Annotated in this window: 16 protein-coding genes and 3 tRNA genes; 15 read left to right on the top strand and 4 right to left on the bottom strand. The window is 63.4% G+C overall.

Annotated elements, in window-relative coordinates:
• Positions 1-42 precede the first annotated feature (42 nt).
• The 11 genes from CSQ95_RS25240 to CSQ95_RS25190 all read left to right on the top strand — a co-directional run bounded on the left by CSQ95_RS25240 (position 43) and on the right by CSQ95_RS25190 (position 11,272).
• Positions 43-600 carry an NADPH-dependent FMN reductase gene (locus tag CSQ95_RS25240; protein WP_099411491.1) on the top strand — a complete coding sequence of 186 codons (558 nt, stop codon included), beginning with the start codon at positions 43-45 and terminating at the stop codon, positions 598-600.
• A gap of 143 nt (positions 601-743) precedes the next feature.
• Positions 744-2,318 (top strand): diguanylate cyclase, encoded by a 1,575-nt coding sequence (locus tag CSQ95_RS25235; RefSeq protein WP_070313368.1) that lies wholly within the window; start codon positions 744-746, stop codon positions 2,316-2,318.
• Between the two features lie 135 nt (positions 2,319-2,453).
• Positions 2,454-2,999, top strand: coding sequence for a hypothetical protein (locus tag CSQ95_RS25230; protein WP_099411490.1), 546 nt, complete (start codon positions 2,454-2,456; stop codon positions 2,997-2,999).
• A gap of 33 nt (positions 3,000-3,032) precedes the next feature.
• Positions 3,033-3,449 (top strand): hypothetical protein, encoded by a 417-nt coding sequence (locus CSQ95_RS25225; RefSeq protein WP_099411489.1) that lies wholly within the window; start codon positions 3,033-3,035, stop codon positions 3,447-3,449.
• Positions 3,450-3,575: 126 nt separating this feature from the next.
• Positions 3,576-3,950 (top strand): hypothetical protein, encoded by a 375-nt coding sequence (locus CSQ95_RS25220; RefSeq protein WP_099411488.1) that lies wholly within the window; start codon positions 3,576-3,578, stop codon positions 3,948-3,950.
• A 1-nt stretch (position 3,951) separates the two neighbouring features.
• Positions 3,952-5,310 (top strand): TolC family protein, encoded by a 1,359-nt coding sequence (locus CSQ95_RS25215; RefSeq protein WP_257218215.1) that lies wholly within the window; start codon positions 3,952-3,954, stop codon positions 5,308-5,310.
• A gap of 2 nt (positions 5,311-5,312) precedes the next feature.
• Positions 5,313-6,695 (top strand): multicopper oxidase family protein, encoded by a 1,383-nt coding sequence (locus CSQ95_RS25210; protein ID WP_099411486.1) that lies wholly within the window; start codon positions 5,313-5,315, stop codon positions 6,693-6,695.
• Positions 6,696-6,854: 159 nt separating this feature from the next.
• Complete coding sequence (locus CSQ95_RS30315) at positions 6,855-8,510, top strand: methyl-accepting chemotaxis protein (protein ID WP_099411485.1); 1,656 nt, start codon at positions 6,855-6,857, stop codon at positions 8,508-8,510.
• Between the two features lie 77 nt (positions 8,511-8,587).
• Positions 8,588-9,361 (top strand): transporter, encoded by a 774-nt coding sequence (locus CSQ95_RS25200; RefSeq protein ID WP_257218214.1) that lies wholly within the window; start codon positions 8,588-8,590, stop codon positions 9,359-9,361.
• A 93-nt stretch (positions 9,362-9,454) separates the two neighbouring features.
• Positions 9,455-9,958: a hypothetical protein gene (locus CSQ95_RS29770; RefSeq protein ID WP_180279160.1), complete on the top strand. Its 504-nt coding sequence runs from the start codon at positions 9,455-9,457 to the stop codon at positions 9,956-9,958.
• Between the two features lie 15 nt (positions 9,959-9,973).
• The gene (locus CSQ95_RS25190) at positions 9,974-11,272 is read left to right on the top strand and encodes an NAD(P)/FAD-dependent oxidoreductase (protein ID WP_099411484.1); all 1,299 of its coding nucleotides are present in this window, start codon (positions 9,974-9,976) and stop codon (positions 11,270-11,272) included.
• Between the two features lie 43 nt (positions 11,273-11,315).
• Here the strand turns inward: CSQ95_RS25190 and CSQ95_RS25185 are convergent, their stop codons facing one another.
• The gene (locus CSQ95_RS25185) at positions 11,316-11,831 is read right to left on the bottom strand and encodes a DUF6265 family protein (protein ID WP_099411483.1); all 516 of its coding nucleotides are present in this window, start codon (positions 11,829-11,831) and stop codon (positions 11,316-11,318) included.
• Between the two features lie 74 nt (positions 11,832-11,905).
• Positions 11,906-12,619, bottom strand: coding sequence for a sensor histidine kinase (locus CSQ95_RS25180; RefSeq protein ID WP_099411482.1), 714 nt, complete (start codon positions 12,617-12,619; stop codon positions 11,906-11,908).
• Between the two features lie 310 nt (positions 12,620-12,929).
• On the opposite strand from CSQ95_RS25180, the gene CSQ95_RS25175 reads away from it, so the two are divergent.
• Positions 12,930-13,325 (top strand): hypothetical protein, encoded by a 396-nt coding sequence (locus tag CSQ95_RS25175; protein WP_070219229.1) that lies wholly within the window; start codon positions 12,930-12,932, stop codon positions 13,323-13,325.
• Between the two features lie 79 nt (positions 13,326-13,404).
• On the opposite strand, the gene CSQ95_RS25170 is transcribed toward CSQ95_RS25175, so the two are convergent.
• A complete protein-coding gene (locus CSQ95_RS25170) occupies positions 13,405-14,388 on the bottom strand; it encodes a diguanylate cyclase domain-containing protein (protein WP_070219228.1) in 984 nt (327 codons plus the stop codon).
• Between the two features lie 306 nt (positions 14,389-14,694).
• The gene (locus CSQ95_RS25165; RefSeq protein ID WP_099411481.1) at positions 14,695-17,202 is read right to left on the bottom strand and encodes an ATP-binding protein; all 2,508 of its coding nucleotides are present in this window, start codon (positions 17,200-17,202) and stop codon (positions 14,695-14,697) included.
• Between the two features lie 428 nt (positions 17,203-17,630).
• On the opposite strand from CSQ95_RS25165, the gene CSQ95_RS25160 reads away from it, so the two are divergent.
• The 3 genes from CSQ95_RS25160 to CSQ95_RS25150 all read left to right on the top strand — a co-directional run bounded on the left by CSQ95_RS25160 (position 17,631) and on the right by CSQ95_RS25150 (position 18,034).
• Positions 17,631-17,707, top strand: a tRNA-Arg gene (locus CSQ95_RS25160).
• 82 nt (positions 17,708-17,789) lie between these two features.
• Positions 17,790-17,866 (top strand) — tRNA-Arg (locus CSQ95_RS25155).
• Positions 17,867-17,957: 91 nt separating this feature from the next.
• Positions 17,958-18,034 (top strand) — tRNA-Arg (locus CSQ95_RS25150).
• Positions 18,035-18,106 lie beyond the last annotated feature (72 nt).

Raw genomic sequence — 18,106 nt, 5'->3', positions numbered from 1 at the left:
ACGCACCTCAGGGCTTTTTTTTAACCATCATCGGGGATTTATATGAGCCAATATCAAGTCGCAATCATCGTCGGCAGCCTGCGCAAGGATTCCTTCAACCGCAAGCTGGCCGACGCCATCATCAAGCTGGCGCCGCCCGAGTTTTCCTTCAAGCACATTGAAATCGGCGACTTGCCGCTGTACAACCAGGATGACGATGGCGCGCAGGCGGAGCAGGTGCTGCGCCTCAAATCCGATATTTCTGCATCGCAAGCCTTGCTCTTCCTCACCCCCGAATACAACCGCTCTATCCCCGGCGTGCTGAAAAACGCCCTCGACCACGGCTCGCGTCCGTATGGCCAGAGCGTGTGGGGCGGCAAGCCGGGCGCCGTGCTGGGCGTGTCCGTCGGCGCCACCGGTACGGCCCTGGCGCAGCAGCATTTGCGCAATGTGCTCGCCTACCTGGACGTGCCGCTGCTGGGACAGCCTGAAATGTTTATCCAGGCCAAGGACGGCCTGTTCGACGAGCACGGCGGCATCGGTCCGGCCAGCCTCGGTTTCTTCCAGGGCTGGATGCAGCGCTACGTGGACTGGGTCCGCAAGCACGCGATTCACGCTTGATGCAAGTCAAGGCGGCAGCGCTCAGCGTTGCCGCTTGTTCAGATTCTTTGACCAACGATGCCAGGATTTCAATATTGGCACGGCTGTCTCGGTATAATGCGCTCTTTCTTTAGCGCAATACTTTCCAATTTCCTGCCGACTCCATGTGGACTAAACCTGTTCCGCGCATGAACTTGCGCCGTTTGATCGTGCTCGTGGCCTTTGCCAGCGCCCTGGTGTCCCTGGCCAACACCTTTTATGCCAGCTATAGCGTGCAGCGCCAGCTGCTGATCGATACCACCCTGGAAGCGAACCACGCCTACGCGAGCAAGCTGGCCAGCACGGCTGAGGATTTCCTGCAGTCGGCGCGCCAGCAGCTGGCCTACAGCGCCGGCAGCCTGCCATCGCGCATGGGCGACGACGCCTGGCTGACGGACGAGGCGCAGCGCCTGCGCCTGCAAACGAACAGTTTCAATTCCGTGCTCATCGTCGATGCCCAGGGCAAGGTGCTGGGCGTGTCGCCGGAAACCCTGGCCCTGAAAAACCGCACGCTCGACTCGGCCGGCGCCATCCAGGCGCTGCGCGAACGGCGCCCGCTGGTGACGCAGCCGTATGTGTCCTCGGCCGGCAACCTGGTGGTGTTCATTTCGCATCCCATCCTTGGCAAGGATGGCCGCTACCTCGGTTATGTGGGCGGCAGCATCTACCTGAAACAGAAAAACATCCTGTACACCATGCTGGGCCAGCATTACTACCGCGACGGCTCTTACCTGTACGTGGTCGACCAGAACCGGCGCCTGCTGTACCACCCGGATCCTGAGCGCCTGGGCCACGTGGCCGGCAGCAATGACGTCATCGACACCATCATCGCGCAGCGGGGCGGCGGCAACCGGCGCATGCATAACAGCCTGGGCGTGGACATGCTGGCCGGCTACGCCGTCATGCCGTCGACGGGCTGGGGCATCGTGGCGCAGCGTCCCACGGCCATGACCCTGGCCCCGCTGAACCAGCTGATGGCCAATACCGTATGGCATTCCCTGCCGATCGCCTTGCTGAGTTTGCCATTCATCTGGTGGCTGGCCAGCCTGATTTCGCGGCCCCTGATGCAACTGGCCGAGGGGGCGCGGCGCATGGATGTGCCTGGTACGAGCGAGCACATTGCCGCCATCCGTGCCTGGTATGTGGAGGCGGCGCAGATCAAGAAAGCCTTGCTGAAGGGCCTGGCGTTGTTGCAGAACAGGATCGGCAAGTTGAAGACCGACGTGGAGACGGACCCGCTGACGGGCCTGTCGAACCGGCGCGGCATGGCGGCGGCGCTCGACGTCTGGCAGGCGCAGGCGCGGCCGTTTTCCGTCATCGCCATCGATATCGACCATTTCAAGCAAGTCAACGATAAATGGGGCCATGCCGTGGGCGATGAAGTCATCCTGCGCCTGGCGCAGCTGATGCGCGCCTGTTCGCGCGATGCCGACGTGCTGTGCCGCAATGGCGGCGACGAATTCATCATGCTGCTGCCCGATGCCGACCTGGACGTGGCCATGCAGGTGGCCGAGCGCCTGCGCGCCAAGGTGGCCGCCGCCGTGATTCCCGGCGCGGGCGCCATCACGGTCTCGCTGGGCGTGGTGGCATCGTCGCACGGCGAGCGCAGCACGGACGCCGTGCTGCTGGCCGCCGACGCGGCCCTGTACGTGGCCAAGGAAAACGGGCGCAATTGCGTGGGCATCACGGAACCCGCCTGACAGGCGTGCCGTGCGGGATGAACTGATCCGTTGTTTTCTGTTGCATCTGAGCCTGTCCCGTTTGCCCGACAGCGCTTACCATATGGCCCTGATGGTGTACAACGGGGACAATGTGCATGGCAACGGTGAATATTGATGACGTTTGAGCAAGAACTTGGCATCCGCTGCGAGGTCCGTGATCAGCCCCACCCGCTGGCCTTGCTCGACTGCCGCGAACTCAATTACGGCCAGCACAGCGTGCTGCCGCTGCACCCGTTCCGCCTGAGCGTGCCGGAAGCGGCGCTGGCGGGACTGCTCGACGAACAGTTCAACAGTTTCGTGCAGGATTGCCGCGAAGACGATCTGCAGTACGAGGAAAGCGACTTGCCCGAGCTCAGGGACGCCGGTTACCCCGACATCACGGCCATGCTGGCGGGTCACCGGCCGCTGCTGACCGAAATGATTGACGACTTCATGATCGGCGACCTGATGTGGGCCATCGGGCGCGCCAGCGGCTACTGCCGGCCCCGCGCCCGTTGCTTGGGCGACGTGGAGGCGGCCGATGGCCGCGCGTACTTTACCGTCAATAAAGTGGAGAAAATCTATTTTGCCGATGGCCAGCTCATCCTGGAAGGGCAGGGCTATTACGGCGTCTACGTCATCTGGCTGACGCATGGCCGGCGAGATCAAATAGGCACTTGACCTTCCTCATGTGGGAAGGTTTATAGTCGTGCCATGAACCGTGCCTTTTTCCGCTTTCTCGCCCGCTCGCTGCTCTGGCTGCTGGCCGTCACCTTGCCCTTGCAGGGCTTTGCGTCGGCCATGCGCAGCTGCTGCGTGGACGAGCGGGCGGCAGCGGTCACGGTCGCTGTCGAGGCCATGCAGGTGCCCCAGTGCCATGACATGGGCGACATGCAGATGCAAGGCCAGCCGCTGCACATGGCCATGGACGATGGCGGCGCCGGCCACCCTGGCCACGATTGCAGCAACCATGGCGCCTGCACGGTGGGCGCCACGGCGCCGCCCGGCATGCCTGCCGTACACGCCTTGACCCTGCGCGCGCCACCCCCGGCGCTGGCGCCCGATTCCCTGTTCGCCGGGCATATCCCCTCCGGCCCTGAACGTCCCCCGAGAAGCACGCGCTCCGCCTGACCGCCCGTTGAACCTGGCGGTGCCGCCGTCGCACGTCCCTGCATCTTGATTTTGCAGCTTGTACCGGTCGCGCCAGCGTTCCCGTCGCGCGCCCGCCGCGCCATACCCCGTCATTCAAGGAATACCATGAAGCAATTATTCAGCCTCGCGCTGGCCGCCGGCGTGGCATCAGCCGCGCTGCCGCCGGCCGCCGCGCAGTCCCAGCCCCAGCCCGCCCCGCAAGAGGCGCAAGCGCCCGTGCCGGCCGCCACCTACCGCTCCGCCTTCGCCGGCTACCGTCCCGCCGCCGAGGACGACGTCACGCCCGACCAGGCCTGGCGCGCCCTCAACGACAAAGTCGGCAAGGCTGGCGGCCACATGGGCATGATGAAGATGGAGGGCCACAAGGTGGAAGGCCATAAGATGGAAGGTCATTCCATGCCGATGGAGAAGCCCGGCCCCAAGCCCGATGCCAAGCCGGCCGCCCAGCCCGCCCCGCAACACCAGCATGAAGGACACTGAGATGGCACGTTTCACAAAATCAACTTGCCTGACGCCGCTGGCGCTGGCGGCCGTCTTGCTGCTCAGCGGCTGCGCCAGCTTCAGCCCCGATGGCGGCATGCAGGCCGTGTCCGCGCTGGCCGACGCCCGCACGGGCGCCCCTGCGGCATTGACGGACAAGGGCGGCGAGGAAAAGCTGGCCTCTTTGCTGGCCCAGCCCCTGGACGCCGACAGCGCCGTGCGCATCGCCCTGATGAACAACCAAGGCATGAAAGTGGCGCTGGCCGAACTGGGCGCCTCCGAATCGGACCTGGTGCAGGCGGGGCGCTTGCGCAACCCGGGCCTGTCGTTCGGCCGTTCGCACGGCAGCCACGGCAATGAAATCGACCGCGGCGTCAGCTTCGACCTGGCGGGCTTGCTGACCATGCCGATGCGCGTGAACATCGAGCGGGGCCGCTTCGAGCAAGCCAAGCTGCAGGCCGCCGGCAGCGCCGTGCAGCTGGCGCTTGAGACGCGCCGCTCCTACTTCAATGCCGTGGCCGCCGTGCAGACGGAAGCGTTCATGCAGCGGGCGCTGCTGTCGGCCGAGGCGGGCGCCGAACTGGCCACGCGCCTGCGGCAGGCGGGCAACTGGAGCCGCCTCGACCAGGCGCGCCACCAAGTGTTTTATGCGGACGCCGTCGGCGACCTGGCCCGCGCCCGCCACCAGGCATTGGTGACGCGCGAACACCTGACGCGCTTGCTGGGCCTGTGGGGCAAGCAGACCAGCTTTACTTTGCCGTCGCGCCTGCCCGACTTGCCGGCCCAGGCGGCGGAGCCTGGCAATATCGAGGCGCAGGCGATGGAGCAGCGCCTCGACGTGCAGATGAGCAAACTTGACGCCCATGCCACGGCCAGTGCACTGGGCCTGTCCAAGGTGACGGGTTTCATCAATGTGCTCGACGTGGCTTATACCAACAAGAGCACGAGCGGGGCGCCGCGCGAAAACGGCTATGAGGTATCGCTGGAACTGCCGCTGTTCGACTGGGGCACGGCGCGCAACACCAAGGCGCAAGCGCTGTATGAGCAGTCGCTGCAGCGCACGGCGGGCACGGCGGTGAAGGCCCGCTCGGAAGTGCGCGAAGCGTATTCGAGCTACCGCACGGCCTACGACCTGGCGCGCCATTACCGCGATGAAGTCGTGCCGCTGCGCAAGACGATCTCGCATGAAGTATTGCTGCGCTACAACGGCATGCTGGCCAGCGTGTTCGAACTGCTGGCCGATGCACGCGAGCAAGTCGCCAGCGTGAACAGCGCCATCGAAACCCAGCGCGATTTCTGGATCGCGCAAACCGAACTGCAAGGCGCCATCAATGGCAGCGGCCCAGCCAACAAGGAATAATGATGATTACACGTAGAAATTTTTTCATGAATGCGGGCGCCGTCGCCCTGAGTGCTGCAGCGGTGAGCAGAGTCGGTGCGGCGTCCCTGCCGGAAGCCGTCAGCATGGCTGGCGCAGACACGAAAGCGCCGCCACCGCCGCCGAACGGGCGTCCGTACAACCCCGTCGTCACCCTGAATGGCTGGTCCTTGCCCTGGCGCATGAACAACAACGTCAAGGAATTCCATCTGGTGGCCGAGCCCGTCGTGCGCGAACTGGCGCCCGGCATGCAAGCCAATCTGTGGGGCTACAACGGCCAGTCGCCCGGTCCCACCATCGAAGTCGTGGAGGGCGACCGCGTGCGCATCTTCGTCACCAACAAGTTGCCGGAACACACGAGCGTGCACTGGCATGGCCAGCGCTTGCCCAACGGCATGGATGGCGTCACGGGCCTGACCCAGCCGGGTATTCCTCCCGGCAAAACCTTCGTCTATGAATTCGTCGCCAGGCGGCCCGGCACCTTTATGTACCACCCGCATGCGGACGAAATGACGCAGATGGCCATGGGCATGATGGGTTTCTGGGTCACGCACCCGAAAGACCCGAACTTCATGAAGGTGGACCGCGATTTCGTCTTCCTGCTCAGCAACTACGATATCGATCCCGGCAGCTACACGCCGAAGATCATGACCATGACGGATTTTAATTTGTTCACCTTCAACAGCCGCGTCTTCCCCGGCATCGACCCCATGGTCGTGCGCCAGGGCGACAAGGTGCGCGTGCGCGTGGGCAACCTGACCATGACGAACCACCCGATCCACATGCATGGCCACGAATTCGAGGTGACGGGCACGGATGGCGGCTGGACGCGCCCCGAATCGCGCTGGCCCGAAGTGACGACCGATATCGCCGTGGGCCAGATGCGCGCCGTCGAGTTCACGGCAACGGACATCGGCGACTGGGCTTTCCACTGCCACAAGTCGCACCACACGATGAATGCCATGGGGCATGACGTACCGACCATGATCGGCGTCGACCATCAGGGCGTGGCGGCGAAGATCAATCAATTGGTGCCCGGCTACATGGTGATGGGCGAGCGGGGCATGGCCGACATGGGCGAGATGCAGATGCCGATCCCCGACAATACCTTGCCGATGATGGCGGGCGACGGCCCCTTCGGCGCCATCGGCATGGGCGGCATGTTTACCACGGTCAAGGTGCGCAAGGATCAGAAACCGGGCGATTACCGCGACCCGGGCTGGTACAAGCACCCGTCCCGCAGCGTGGCCTATGAATGGACGGGCGCCGTGCCGGAACCGGTGCGGGGCCAGGGCGCGGGCAAGCCGGCGGCAAAAAGCGGCGTGGAAATGACGGTGCGCAAGCCAGGCGGGCACAGCGGCCATTGACGCTCTCCCGGGGATTGCTAGCATGGCACGCCCCGGGGCATGTTGCTTTGTATCAAGGAATTGTTGGTTAGTGACAATCCGAGCATTTTAGTGACTGTTTTTTCCTTATATTCAAGTCATAGCTTAAATTATTGGCTACCGTCTTGCCTGGGAGGAAACATGTTGAGTAAAATGAAAGTGGGGACGCGCCTGCTCGCTGCCTTCTTTTGCGTCGCGCTGATGGGGGCCATCGTGGCCGGCATCGGCATCTTCAACATGGGCAAGATCGATACCATGGCGGGGCAGATGTACAACCATGAATTGCTGGGGCTGTCGTACATCAAGGAAGCCAATATTGCCCTGATCAAGGTGGGTCGCGCGCGCAGCAATTTCTTGCTGGCCACGACCGCCGAGGAGCGCGCCACGCGCCAGGCCGACATCGGCAAATTCCTCGAGTTAAATAAAAGCTATCTGGCCAAGGCCCAGCCGCTGTTCGTCACGCCGGCCGCCAAGGAATTGTTTGCCCGCTTCGCCGCTGTCGAAGCGGAGTACGTTGCCACCATGCAGCAAGCCCTGGCGCTGGCGGCGGCCGAGCCGCTGGCGCAGCGCAGCGCGCAACTGGTCGAACTGCTCAACAAGACGCGCCAGCATGCCGATGAACTCGACGGTATGCTGGATAAACTTTCGCTGCAGAAGGAAGAGCGCGCCAAGGCGGCTTCCGAGCAGGCATCGGGCGTGTACCAGGCCAGCCGCAGCTTCATGATCGCGCTGGTGCTGGGCAGCATGGCGGCCGGCCTGGCGCTGGGGGCGCTGATCACGCGCGGACTGACGCGCCAGCTCGGCGGCGAACCGGCGTATGCCGTCAGGATCGCCGGCGCCATCGCCGAGGGCGATCTCACCATCGATATCCGCACGGCCAGCCATGACAATGCCAGCCTGCTGTTCGCCATGAAAGCCATGCGCGACAAGCTGGTGGGCATCGTCAGCCAGGTGCGCTCGGGTACGGACACCATCAACACGGCCTCGAGCGAAATCGCCCAGGGCAACCTCGACTTGTCGTCGCGCACGGAAGAGCAGGCCAGTTCGCTGGAAGAAACGGCGTCATCGATGGAACAGCTGACCTCGGCCGTGCGGCAGAACGCGGACAACGCGCGCCAGGCCAATGCGCTGGCCGGCGCCGCGTCCGATGTGGCCGGCAAGGGCGGCGCCGTGGTGGGGCAGGTGGTGCAGACCATGGAATCGATCAATGCGTCGTCGCGCAAGATCGTCGACATCATCAGCGTCATCGATGGCATCGCCTTCCAGACGAATATCCTGGCCTTGAACGCGGCCGTGGAAGCGGCCCGGGCGGGCGAGGAAGGGCGGGGATTTGCCGTCGTGGCATCCGAAGTGCGCAGTCTGGCCCAGCGTTCTGCTAGTGCCGCCAAGGAAATCAAGACCCTGATCGGCGACTCCGTCGAACAGGTCGAAATCGGCTCCAGACTCGTGCATGACGCGGGCAGGACGATGGATGAGGTGGTGACCAGCGTGCGCCAGGTGGCCGATATCATGCAGGAAATCACGGCCGCCAGCGCCGAGCAAAGCGCCGGCATCGAGCAAGTCAACCAGGCCGTGCTGCAGATGGACCAGGTGACGCAGCAGAATGCGGCCCTGGTGGAAGAGGCGGCGGCCGCCGCCGAATCGCTGCAGGACCAGGCGCAGACCCTGACGGAGCTGGTGGGCGTGTTCCGCCTGCATGCCCAGGCCGAAGGCATCGCCGTGCGGGCATCGAGCAACGTCACGCCGCTGCGCCGGCCAGTGCCGCCCGCCCGGCAGGATGTGCGGCGCCTGGCCTGACGGCGGCTGGCTCGGGCGCAATCGGCGCGGCGGTGGTAGGCTGTCGCTATTGCGCGTTTGCCACTTCCGGGTCCCCCATGCCATCTTCTTTCCTGTCCTCCTTCAGTTTTTCCCTGTTGCTGCTGTCGCTGGCGCCCCTGGCGCAGGCGCAGGAGGGCGATCCCGTCCTGCCTTATCGTCCATCGGTGGCCAGTCCCGCCCAGCTGCCCGTGCCGGGCCAGCTGGAATTCGAGGCGGGCGGCCTGCTGTCGAAAACGGACGATACACGCCGCGCCAGCCTGCCATATACGTTCAAGCTGGCGTTCACGCCCGAATGGGGCATGCTGCTCGAAGGCGAGGGCTTCGTGCGCGCGCGCGATGACACGGGCCGGCGCGAGACGGGCGTGGGCGACACGACGGTCGTGCTCAAACGCGCCTTCTTGCTCGACAGCGCCACGGCGCTGGGCCTGGAACTGGGCTGGAAGTTGCCCACTGCCAAGGACAGCATCGGCAGCGGCAAGAGCGACGTCTCGTTGAACGGTATTTTCAGCCGCGACCTGGGCGCCGTGCACATGGACGCCAACCTGAACGCCACGCGCCTGGGGGCTTCCGACCCTGGCACGGGCAGGGTGCAAACGGGCTGGGCGGCCTCCTTTTCCACGCCCGTCAGCGACCGCTGGGGCGCCACGGCGGAAGTGTCTGGCACGCGCCTGCGCGGCGCGCCAGCCACGGCGCAGCTGCTGCTGGCCGCCACTTACAGTCCCACGCCGCGGTTGGCCATCGATATCGGCATGGCGCGCGGCTTGACGGCGGCGTCGCCGGACTGGTCGCTGTTCAGCGGCCTGGTCGTGCCTTTTGGCAAACTGTGGTGAGATTGCGACGCGATTCCTTATGTGTCCTTGCGCACAAACAGTTGGTCACACAAGGTCTACAATTGCGGCATAACTGATAAAAGGAGTGTCCTCATGAAAACCCTCATTCTCGCCGCCGTCCTGCTGTCGGCAGGTACCGCCGCCGTTGCCCAGGTTTCCGTCACCGTCGGCCAGCCAGGCTTTTACGGCCGCATCGACATAGGCGACTATCCCGCGCCGCAATTGATCTACGCCCAGCCCGTCATCGTGCAGCGCCCGCAATACTATTCGGCCGCCCCGATCTACCTGCGCGTACCGCCCGGCCATGCCAAACACTGGTCCAAGCACTGCCGCAAGTATAATGCCTGTAACCAAGAGGTATATTTCGTCCAAGATGGTTGGTATAACAACCAATATGTGCCCCGCTACCGCCAGCAGCATGGCGACCATGGCCGTCCCGATTACGGCGACCGCGGCCGTCATGACGACAAGCATGACAAGCACTATGACAAGCGCGACAAGCATGATGACAAGCCGGGCAAAGGCCATGGCAACGGCAATGGTCGTGGCAATGGCAATGGCAACGGCAACGGCAACGGCAACGGGCACAGGGATTAACAAGCAGGAGGATCTTTGCATAGTAAAATCGTTATCGTAGGAGGAGGTGCAGGCGGCCTGGAGCTGGCTTGCAAACTCAGCCGCAAGCTCGGCCCAGGCCAGGTCACCCTGGTCGACAGCCGCCTGTACCATATCTGGAAGCCGTCACTGCATGAAGTGGCGGCCGGCACCCTGGACATTCATCAAGAGGGCCTGTCGTACCAGATGCTGGCGCATGACAATGGTTTTACCTATGTCTATGGTCCCCTGATCGGGCTCGACGCAGCGTCGAACAGCCTCACCGTGGGCGCCATCGCCACGGACAAGGATGAGCAGCTCTTGCCGCAGCGCCAGGTCAGCTACGACCAGCTGGTGCTGGCCGTGGGCAGCACCTCGAATTACTTCGGCGTACCCGGCGCCCAGGAAAACACGATTTCCCTCAATGCCACGGAAGACGCCGAACGTTTCCGTTTGACCCTGCTGAAACTGCTGGCCATGGCCGAACAGCGCCAGGGCGACGCGGGCCATCCCGGCGTCGACATCGTCATCATCGGCGGCGGCGCGACGGGCGTGGAACTGGCGGCCGAATTGCGCGAAGCGAGCGGCGTGTATGCCGCGTACGGCTTCCAGAATCTCAACGCCATCAAGGATGTGCGCATCACCCTGCTCGAAGGGGCGCCGCGCATCCTGGCGCCGCTGCCCGAGCGCGTTTCCATCGCCGCCTCGAAACTGCTGCACCAGCATGGCATCACGGTGGTGACCGATACGCGCGTCACCACGATCGAAGCCGACAAGGTGACGGTGGCCAGCGGCACCAGCTATGCGGCCGACATCTGCGTGTGGGCCGCCGGCATCCGTGCGCCGGAATTCCTGTCCACTTTGGGCCTGCCTACCAACCGCGCGGGCCAGCTGGAAGTGACGGGCATGCTCAATGTGCAGGGCCATGCGAATATCTTCGCGCTGGGCGATTGCGCCGCCTGTACGGGTCCCGACGGCAAGCTGGTGCCGCCGCGCGCCCAGGCTGCCCACCAGCAAGCCGATTACCTGCTGAAAACGTTCCTGCTGCAGGCGAAGGGCAAGCCGCCGCAAACCAAGCCGTACGAATATCTGGACTACGGTTCGCTGGTGTCGTTTGGCCGCACCACCTCGGTCGGCACCCTGATGGGATCGCTGAAGGGCCTGAGCTGGTTCGTCGAAGGCTTTGTCGCGCGCATGATGTATGTGAGCCTGCACCTGATGCACCACAACGCCGTGCTGGGCACCGTGCGCACGGCCGTCATGGCCATGGGCCGTTTCCTGATCAAGCGCAGCTCGCCGCAGGTCAAGTTGCATTAAGCAGTTTGCGCCGTATCAAAACAAGGGGCCTTGCGGCCCCTTTTTATTTGCCGTGCGCGAGGGGCGCCGCGTCGCAGCGGCCCCGCGTCATGGGGAAGGCGATGGTGGTGAGCTTGCCCTTCAAGGTGCCGGTGATGCTGGCGTGTAAGATGCGCTCGCTGTCCTGGCGGTAGACGATGCGGCTCGGGAAGTCATTGTCCAGGTTGGCGAAGATGAATTCATTCGGCTTGTCCTGGCGCAGCAGGTTGAACACTACGGCCGGCTGGCCCGACGGCTGCACGATGTAGGCCAGCTGGCCCGGTTCGGTGAGGCGGATCTGCACGAATTCGAAGGCCGTCGTCTTGCCGCCCTTGACGGTGCGGCTGGTGCCGAGGATGGTGCCGCCGGCGGCCGTACTCCATTGCTCCCCGGAACCAGGTTCGGCGCCGTCGACGTTCCAGCAGCCGGCCAGCCAGGCCAGCTTGTCCACGGTTTCCGGCGGCGGCACGGTCTTGCCGGCGGCCTGGGCGGCTCCCATGGCCAGCAGCGCTGCCAGCAGGGTGGGGATCAGTCGTTGCATGCGGTTTCCTCGTCGTATCGTTGAGCGGGGCAGGGCGCCCGGCGATGTTCCGGCCCGATGCTGTCTGGCAGGGATTATTCTTTCGGGCTAATGCGCGGCAAGACGGCAGTCAGGGCCATGCCGCCTTGCGGATTCGCCGTCAGGCTCAGGCTGCCGCCGAGGTAATGCACGCGCTCGCGCACGGCGCGCAGGCCGTGCTTGCTCATTTCGACGGGCTCGCTGGCCGGCAAGCCGCTGCCGTTATCCTTGACGGTCATCATCAGCGCCTCGTCGTTGTCGTCGATGATGATATCCACTTCGCTTGCCTGCGCGTGCGCGGCGATATTGCTGAGCGCCTCTTCCAGGGTGCGCAGCAGGGCCACGCCCACGTTGCGCGGACAAATCAGTTCATCTTCGGGCAGGCTGCAGCGCACGGTGATCTTGTGCTGTTCCGCAAATTGCGCAGCCAGCTCGCCCAGCGCCACATTCACCCCGAGAAACTCCAGCTTGTCGTTCCACAGCTTCATCTGCATTTGCCGGTTGGTCTCGATGACATTCAGCAGCAATTGCTTCATGGTCGCGGCGCGGTCGAGCAAGGCCGCTTCCTGCGGCATTTTTTGCGTCAGCAGCGACAGGTGCATGGTCAGCGCCGTCAGCGACGAGCCGAGGCTGTCGTGCAGCTGGCGCGACAGGGCGCGCCGTTCATTGTCCCAACTGGTGTTGACATGACCGAGCAACTCGCTGAGATCGGCGGCGCGTTCCGCATCGGCCTGGGCCGCTTCCTTGTTCGGATCTGTTTGTGCGGACATAGCGCCCCGTGAATGGTGAAAGGTGGACCAAATTCAAGTTGTGGATCATACATGAGGATTTCATCGCGGGGCGCATGGATGGAAAATTTCTGTCTTTTCGGCAATTTTAATCTCCTCCCATCATTTTTATATGATAGGCAATATTTCTGTTTGCGCCAGCAGGAAGTTGTTCCCGTCTTTACGTACGGCTGCGCACATACCGGGACGCCACACGCTGCCATAGTGGGGTTGTGCATTTTTCCATGCAGCATAGCCGCCCCGCGGCGCAGGGTGCAGTACAGGCCCGTTTACCGAAACGAAAGGACATGCCATGAATATCGAAACCATCGTCGACAAGGAATACCTCGACAAAAGCTTCCGCGACATCGTCAATGCCCCCATCAGCGCTTTGCGCGGCGTCAGCGCGAAGGATGCGAAGGCCTTGCAGCAAGCGTTTGGCGTGACCACCGTACGCGAATTGTCCAACCTTAATTTCGTGAAATGGGCCAGCGCGCTGGCCATCCTGGCCGATGAAGAAGGCATGAGCGGCGAAGAGCGGGCCAAGGAAGAGTTGCTTGACGACGCCGTGGAAATGACCTTCCCCGCCAGCGACCCGATCTCCGTCGATGCTGGCATCACGCGCATCGAAGTACCGCCGGAAACCGTCGATGCGCAAACGGACCACCAGCATGCGGGCCAGCATGAAGTGACGGCTGGCAAGAAATAAAACATCGTGCTCATGAAAAAACCGGCAAGCCATCAACGTGGCTTGCCGGTTTTTTTCATGTGCGGTGTGGCGTAAAAACTCAGGCGATCGACGGAATGTTGTTTTTTTGCATATTCACCTGCGAAGCGATCACCTCGTGCGGGATGCAGCAAAAGCGGTTCTTGCCGGCACGCTTGGCTTCGTACAGGGCCGTGTCGGCCGCGCCCAGCAGGGATTCGACGGTGCTGGCGTCGTCCGGGTAGATGGCGATGCCGATGCTGGTCGACAGGCGCAGGGTCAGGTCGTTGATGAAATACGGCTCGGAAATGACTTCGATCAGCTTGGCGGCCGGTTCGCGCGCGTCGCCCTTGCCGGCCAGGTTGCCCAGCACGATGACGAATTCGTCGCCGCCGATGCGCGCCACCGTGTCTTCCTTGCGCGATGCGCTCACCAGGCGGGCCGCCACCATTTTCAGGATTTCATCGCCATAGCCGTGGCCGTAACTGTCGTTGATGGCCTTGAAGCCGTCCAGGTCCAGGTACAGGATGGCCGACTTGCCGCGGCTGCGGGCCGATTGCTGCAAGGTATGCTCGATGCGGTCTTCCAGCAGGCGCCGGTTCGGCAAGCCCGTCAGCGGATCGTGCAGCGCCAGTTCCTGCTGCTGCTTGCTGTATTGCGCCAGTTCCTTGTACAGCAGGCGCACTTCCAGCATGTTGTGGATGCGCTTGTGCACTTCCATCAGGTCGAAGGGCTTGCTGATGAAGTCGCGCGCGCCCGCTTCCAGGGCTGCGATCTTGAAACTCGGCTGTGCCGTCAGGGCCAGCACGGGCAGGTAGCCGCCATGCTCGATTTCCTTCAAGCCTTTCATGACCTGGAAACCATTGAGTTCCGGCATTTGCAGATCCAGCAAGATCAGGTCGTAGCAATGCTCCCGGTGCAGGGGGCAAACCTGGGCCGGACGCATGGTGGCCGTCACATTGGTGTAGCCGGCATCGCGCAGGATTTCCAGCATCAGGTCAACATTGTCGGGTGAATCGTCGACGACCAAAATTTTGGCTTTCAAAATCTCATCTTGGCTGGGCATGTAAGGTCTCGGTTATACGGTCTATGCAACGCTGGCTTCCACCGCAGATGATGGGCTGACGGCGGTGGGGAAGATAGTAGCGCCTTGCAACAAGTTAGGGCGCACAACAGCGCTTGAGCTCGCTTCTGACGTTCTCGCCGGCCCAGGCCGCCATCTCCAGCCTGCCGTGCAGGTGCGTTTCTGCATTTCAGTGTAGCAAACTTTAGCTTAGTTGCTTGTAGGACAGAGCCGCGTCTGAAAGTAGGAAGGCTAGCCCATGAAAATAGTCATTTTGTACTGCATCATGTATTTCTTTGCATCATCCTTTTAGGGCGGCGTATTGCTGCTCTCTTCAGGACGCTGCGTGAGAGAGCGCGTTGCGGCCAGTTGCGCCACGGCCGCCAGCAGTTCGGCCGGGTCGAGCGGTTTCGAGACCCAGGCCTGGAAGCCGCTGGCCAGTGCCCGCTGGCGGTCCTGCGGTTGCGCGAACGCCGTCAGCGCCAGCGCGGGCAGCCGGGCCGCATCAGGGGAGGCGTGCGCGCGGATTTGCGCCAGCAAGTCGAAACCGTCGGCGTCAGGCATGCCGATGTCGCTGACCAGCACATGCGGGTGTACCTGGTCCAGCAGTTGCAGCGCTTGCGCCACGTTGCCGGCGCCATGCACTTCGGCGTTGCTGTCACGCAGGATGCGCGCCGTCAGTTCGCGCGCATCGGCCTCGTCATCGACCAGCAGGACGGTGACGCCGCGCAAGTCATGGCTGGCGGGCAAGTCGCCGCCCTTTGGCCGCGCCGGCGCGGTCCGCGTCCCCAGGGGCAGGCGCACGGTAAAGCTGGCGCCCTGCATATCGCCGGCGCTGCTGACCGTGACCGTGCCGCCATGCTGCTCCACCAGGTGCTTGACGATCGCCAGTCCCAGCCCCAGGCCGCCATGCCGGCGCGTGGTGGAGGCGTCGGCCTGGCGGAAGCGGTCGAACACGTGGGGCAGGAAGTCTTTCTTGATGCCGACGCCGTTGTCGCTCACCGCGATGGCCAGGCGGCTTGCCTCGCGGCGCACGCCGATCTCGACCCGGCCGCCTTGCGGCGTGAACTTCAGGGCATTCGACAACAGGTTCCAGATCACTTGCTGGATACGGCTGGGGTCGCCCGTGATCCTGCCCGCATCGCTGGCGATGTTGCTGTGGATGGCGATGTGCTTGGCGTCGGCCGCCGGGCGCAGGGTTTCGATGGCCGAGGCGATGATGCTGGCGGGCACGATGGTTTGCAGGTCCAGCAGCACCTTGCCGGAAGTGATGCGGCTCATGTCGAGCAAGTCTTCGATCAGTTGCGCCTGCGCGCGCGCATTGCGTTCGATGCTTTGCAGGCCGCGATGCAGGTCGGCCTGGTCGCGCGTGCCGCGCCGCAGCACTTGCGCCCAGCCCAGGATGGCCGACAGCGGCGTGCGCAGTTCGTGCGACAGCGTGGCGAGAAAATCGTCTTTCAGCTGGTTCGTGCGCTCGGCGTCGGCGCGTGCCTCGCGTTCGCTGTCGAGCAGCACCTTGCGCTCTTCGGCGGCGCGCGTGGCGGCCGCGTACAGGCGCGTATTATCGAGCGCTACGGCGGCCTGGGCCGCGATGGCCGAGACGATGCGTTCGCTGCGCGCGCTGAACATGCCCGCTTGCGGATGGCCGAGCAGCAAGCGCCCCAGCAACAGGCCCGAGCGCGAACTGACGGGCAGGCTCAGGCAGCTGCGCAGCGGCGGGGCGCCGCCGGCGCTGGCGTCGGGCGCGGCCAGCAAGTCGTTCTGGCGCATGGCCGCTCCCTGGCGCAGTTCCGTGGCGATGGCATCGGCCTGGCGCAGGCTGATGCCGTTGACGGCGCGTGCCGCGGGCAGGGCGTCGGGATCGTCGTGGATATCGCCCGCATCATCATAGTAAAAGGCGCCGAAGCGCGCGCCGCTGATGCGCGTGGCCGCATCGACGGTTTCCTGCAGCAGGGCCGGCAAGTCGAGGGTGCTGGCCAGGGCCGCGCCCGTATTGTTGAGCAGCTCCAGTACGCGCGTTTCATCGCGCAAGGCTTCCTGCGCCCGCTTGACCTGGTCGACGTCGGTGCTCGTGCCAAACCAGCGCAGCAGCTGGCCGCCCCGGTCGCGCACGGGATTGGCGCGCGTCAGGAACCAGCGGTACTGGCCGTCGGCACCGCGGATGGGGAACTCCATTTCGAAGGGCGTGCCCTCGCGCAAGGCTGCCTTCCAGGCTTGCAGCATGGAAGGCAGGTGCTGCGCGTCATAGGCGATGCTCCAGCCGTCGCCCGCCATCTGTTCGGCAGTGGTGCCCGTGTAGTCGTGCCAGCGCTGGTTGTACCAGGCAATGGTGCCATCGAAGCTGGCGATCCAGGCCAGTTGCGGGATGGAATTGGCCAGTGCGCGCAAGTCTTCCTCGCTGTGGCGCAAGTTTTCCTCGGCCGCCTTGCGCTGGCTGATGTCCTGGATATACGTGGTCAAGCCTTCGCTGGAAGGGAAGATGCGCACTTCCAGCCAGCGCCCCAGCGGCGGATACGGCAGTTCGAAACTGCAGCTGAGCTGCTGCGCCATGGCGCGCCGGTACTGGGTTTCGAGTTCCGTGCCATGCAGGGCGGGGCAGGCATGCCACAGGTTCTTCCCCGCCAGGCTGGTGCCAGGCGCGTGTTGCGGCGCCAGCATGGCGGCGCCGCGCGTATTGAGGTAGCGGATGGTCCAGTCGCGGTCGAGCAGGCAAAAGCCGTCGGTAATACCTTCCAGCAAGTTGGACAGGCGCTCGTCCGATAGGCTCAGCGGCGCTGATGGGGGAAGCAGATCTTGCTCGCGGTCATGCTTGGCCATCGGAAATCCTGCAACAATGAATCTGCCGCACGGGCGCTTGTCCCGCCGGGCCGCCGTCGCTAAGCTCAGTTAAATAGGTCATGATGCTCAATGTCCGCCGTCATGCATCAGGGGAGGCAAAAGCGCCCCTGTCTGGCTGGTATTGTAGCCCCAAGCGGGGCGCCGCCACCGCACGCTTGCGCGCCGCCTGCAGATAGCACTGGACAGGCTGGAAAGCAGTCCCTATAATCCCGCTTCTTTCGAGGCAGCAACTCCTCGATTCGCTGGACGCGACTGTGGAAGCAGAAGTGCCCTGCGATAAAAAGGCGTCAGCTTTTTGGCAGTGAAAAGGTAGTCGATCATGCGGGGCGGTATTCTGCAAAATCAGCTAAGCGATTGAAAAATCGAACTTTTCAAAGCGAAATGAATACGCTATAATGTTTGCCTGCGCGGCTGTAGCTCAGCTGGATAGAGTACTTGGCTACGAACCAAGGGGTCGTGGGTTCAATTCCTGCCAGCCGCACCAGAATACTGAAAATCAGGCTTTGCCTTGTTTTGTTGTGATAAGTTTCACCTCCATGTTGTTGATGGAATGTTGTAGAGGTTTTGCGGCTGTAGCTCAGATGGATAGAGTACTTGGCTACGAACCAAGGGGTCGTGGGTTCAATTCCTGCCAGCCGCACCAGTATTGATTAGTATCGTTGCCGGAATGAAGTTCGCTTCGTTCTGATGAAAGTTTCAAGCTTCGCGCCGTTCGGCGAAGTGTGTCAGAGTTTGCGGCTGTAGCTCAGCTGGATAGAGTACTTGGCTACGAACCAAGGGGTCGTGGGTTCAATTCCTGCCAGCCGCACCAGTATCAGCAGTAGTGAAAAAACCCGGAAAGTTCGCTTTCCGGGTTTTTTTTCGTCCAGCGAAAGGCAAGCCT

It is taken from the genome of Janthinobacterium sp. BJB304 (assembly GCF_002735765.1).
GTDB lineage: Bacteria > Pseudomonadota > Gammaproteobacteria > Burkholderiales > Burkholderiaceae_D > Janthinobacterium.
This window is presented reverse-complemented; position numbering and strand designations above follow the sequence as displayed.

Bases quoted from the DNA above. Each gene is read 5' to 3' on its own strand.
- CSQ95_RS25185 (WP_099411483.1), bottom strand. From the start codon at position 11,831: ATGCAACGACTGATCCCCACCCTGCTGGCAGCGCTGCTGGCCATGGGA.
- CSQ95_RS25220 (WP_099411488.1), top strand. From the start codon at position 3,576: ATGAAGCAATTATTCAGCCTCGCGCTGGCCGCCGGCGTGGCATCAGCC.
- CSQ95_RS30315 (WP_099411485.1), top strand. From the start codon at position 6,855: ATGTTGAGTAAAATGAAAGTGGGGACGCGCCTGCTCGCTGCCTTCTTT.
- CSQ95_RS25165 (WP_099411481.1), bottom strand. From the start codon at position 17,202: ATGGCCAAGCATGACCGCGAGCAAGATCTGCTTCCCCCATCAGCGCCG.
- CSQ95_RS25170 (WP_070219228.1), bottom strand. From the start codon at position 14,388: ATGCCCAGCCAAGATGAGATTTTGAAAGCCAAAATTTTGGTCGTCGAC.
- CSQ95_RS25240 (WP_099411491.1), top strand. From the start codon at position 43: ATGAGCCAATATCAAGTCGCAATCATCGTCGGCAGCCTGCGCAAGGAT.
- CSQ95_RS25210 (WP_099411486.1), top strand. From the start codon at position 5,313: ATGATTACACGTAGAAATTTTTTCATGAATGCGGGCGCCGTCGCCCTG.
- CSQ95_RS29770 (WP_180279160.1), top strand. From the start codon at position 9,455: ATGAAAACCCTCATTCTCGCCGCCGTCCTGCTGTCGGCAGGTACCGCC.
- CSQ95_RS25215 (WP_257218215.1), top strand. From the start codon at position 3,952: ATGGCACGTTTCACAAAATCAACTTGCCTGACGCCGCTGGCGCTGGCG.
- CSQ95_RS25235 (WP_070313368.1), top strand. From the start codon at position 744: ATGTGGACTAAACCTGTTCCGCGCATGAACTTGCGCCGTTTGATCGTG.
- CSQ95_RS25200 (WP_257218214.1), top strand. From the start codon at position 8,588: ATGCCATCTTCTTTCCTGTCCTCCTTCAGTTTTTCCCTGTTGCTGCTG.
- CSQ95_RS25180 (WP_099411482.1), bottom strand. From the start codon at position 12,619: ATGTCCGCACAAACAGATCCGAACAAGGAAGCGGCCCAGGCCGATGCG.
- CSQ95_RS25225 (WP_099411489.1), top strand. From the start codon at position 3,033: ATGAACCGTGCCTTTTTCCGCTTTCTCGCCCGCTCGCTGCTCTGGCTG.
- CSQ95_RS25175 (WP_070219229.1), top strand. From the start codon at position 12,930: ATGAATATCGAAACCATCGTCGACAAGGAATACCTCGACAAAAGCTTC.
- CSQ95_RS25230 (WP_099411490.1), top strand. From the start codon at position 2,454: ATGACGTTTGAGCAAGAACTTGGCATCCGCTGCGAGGTCCGTGATCAG.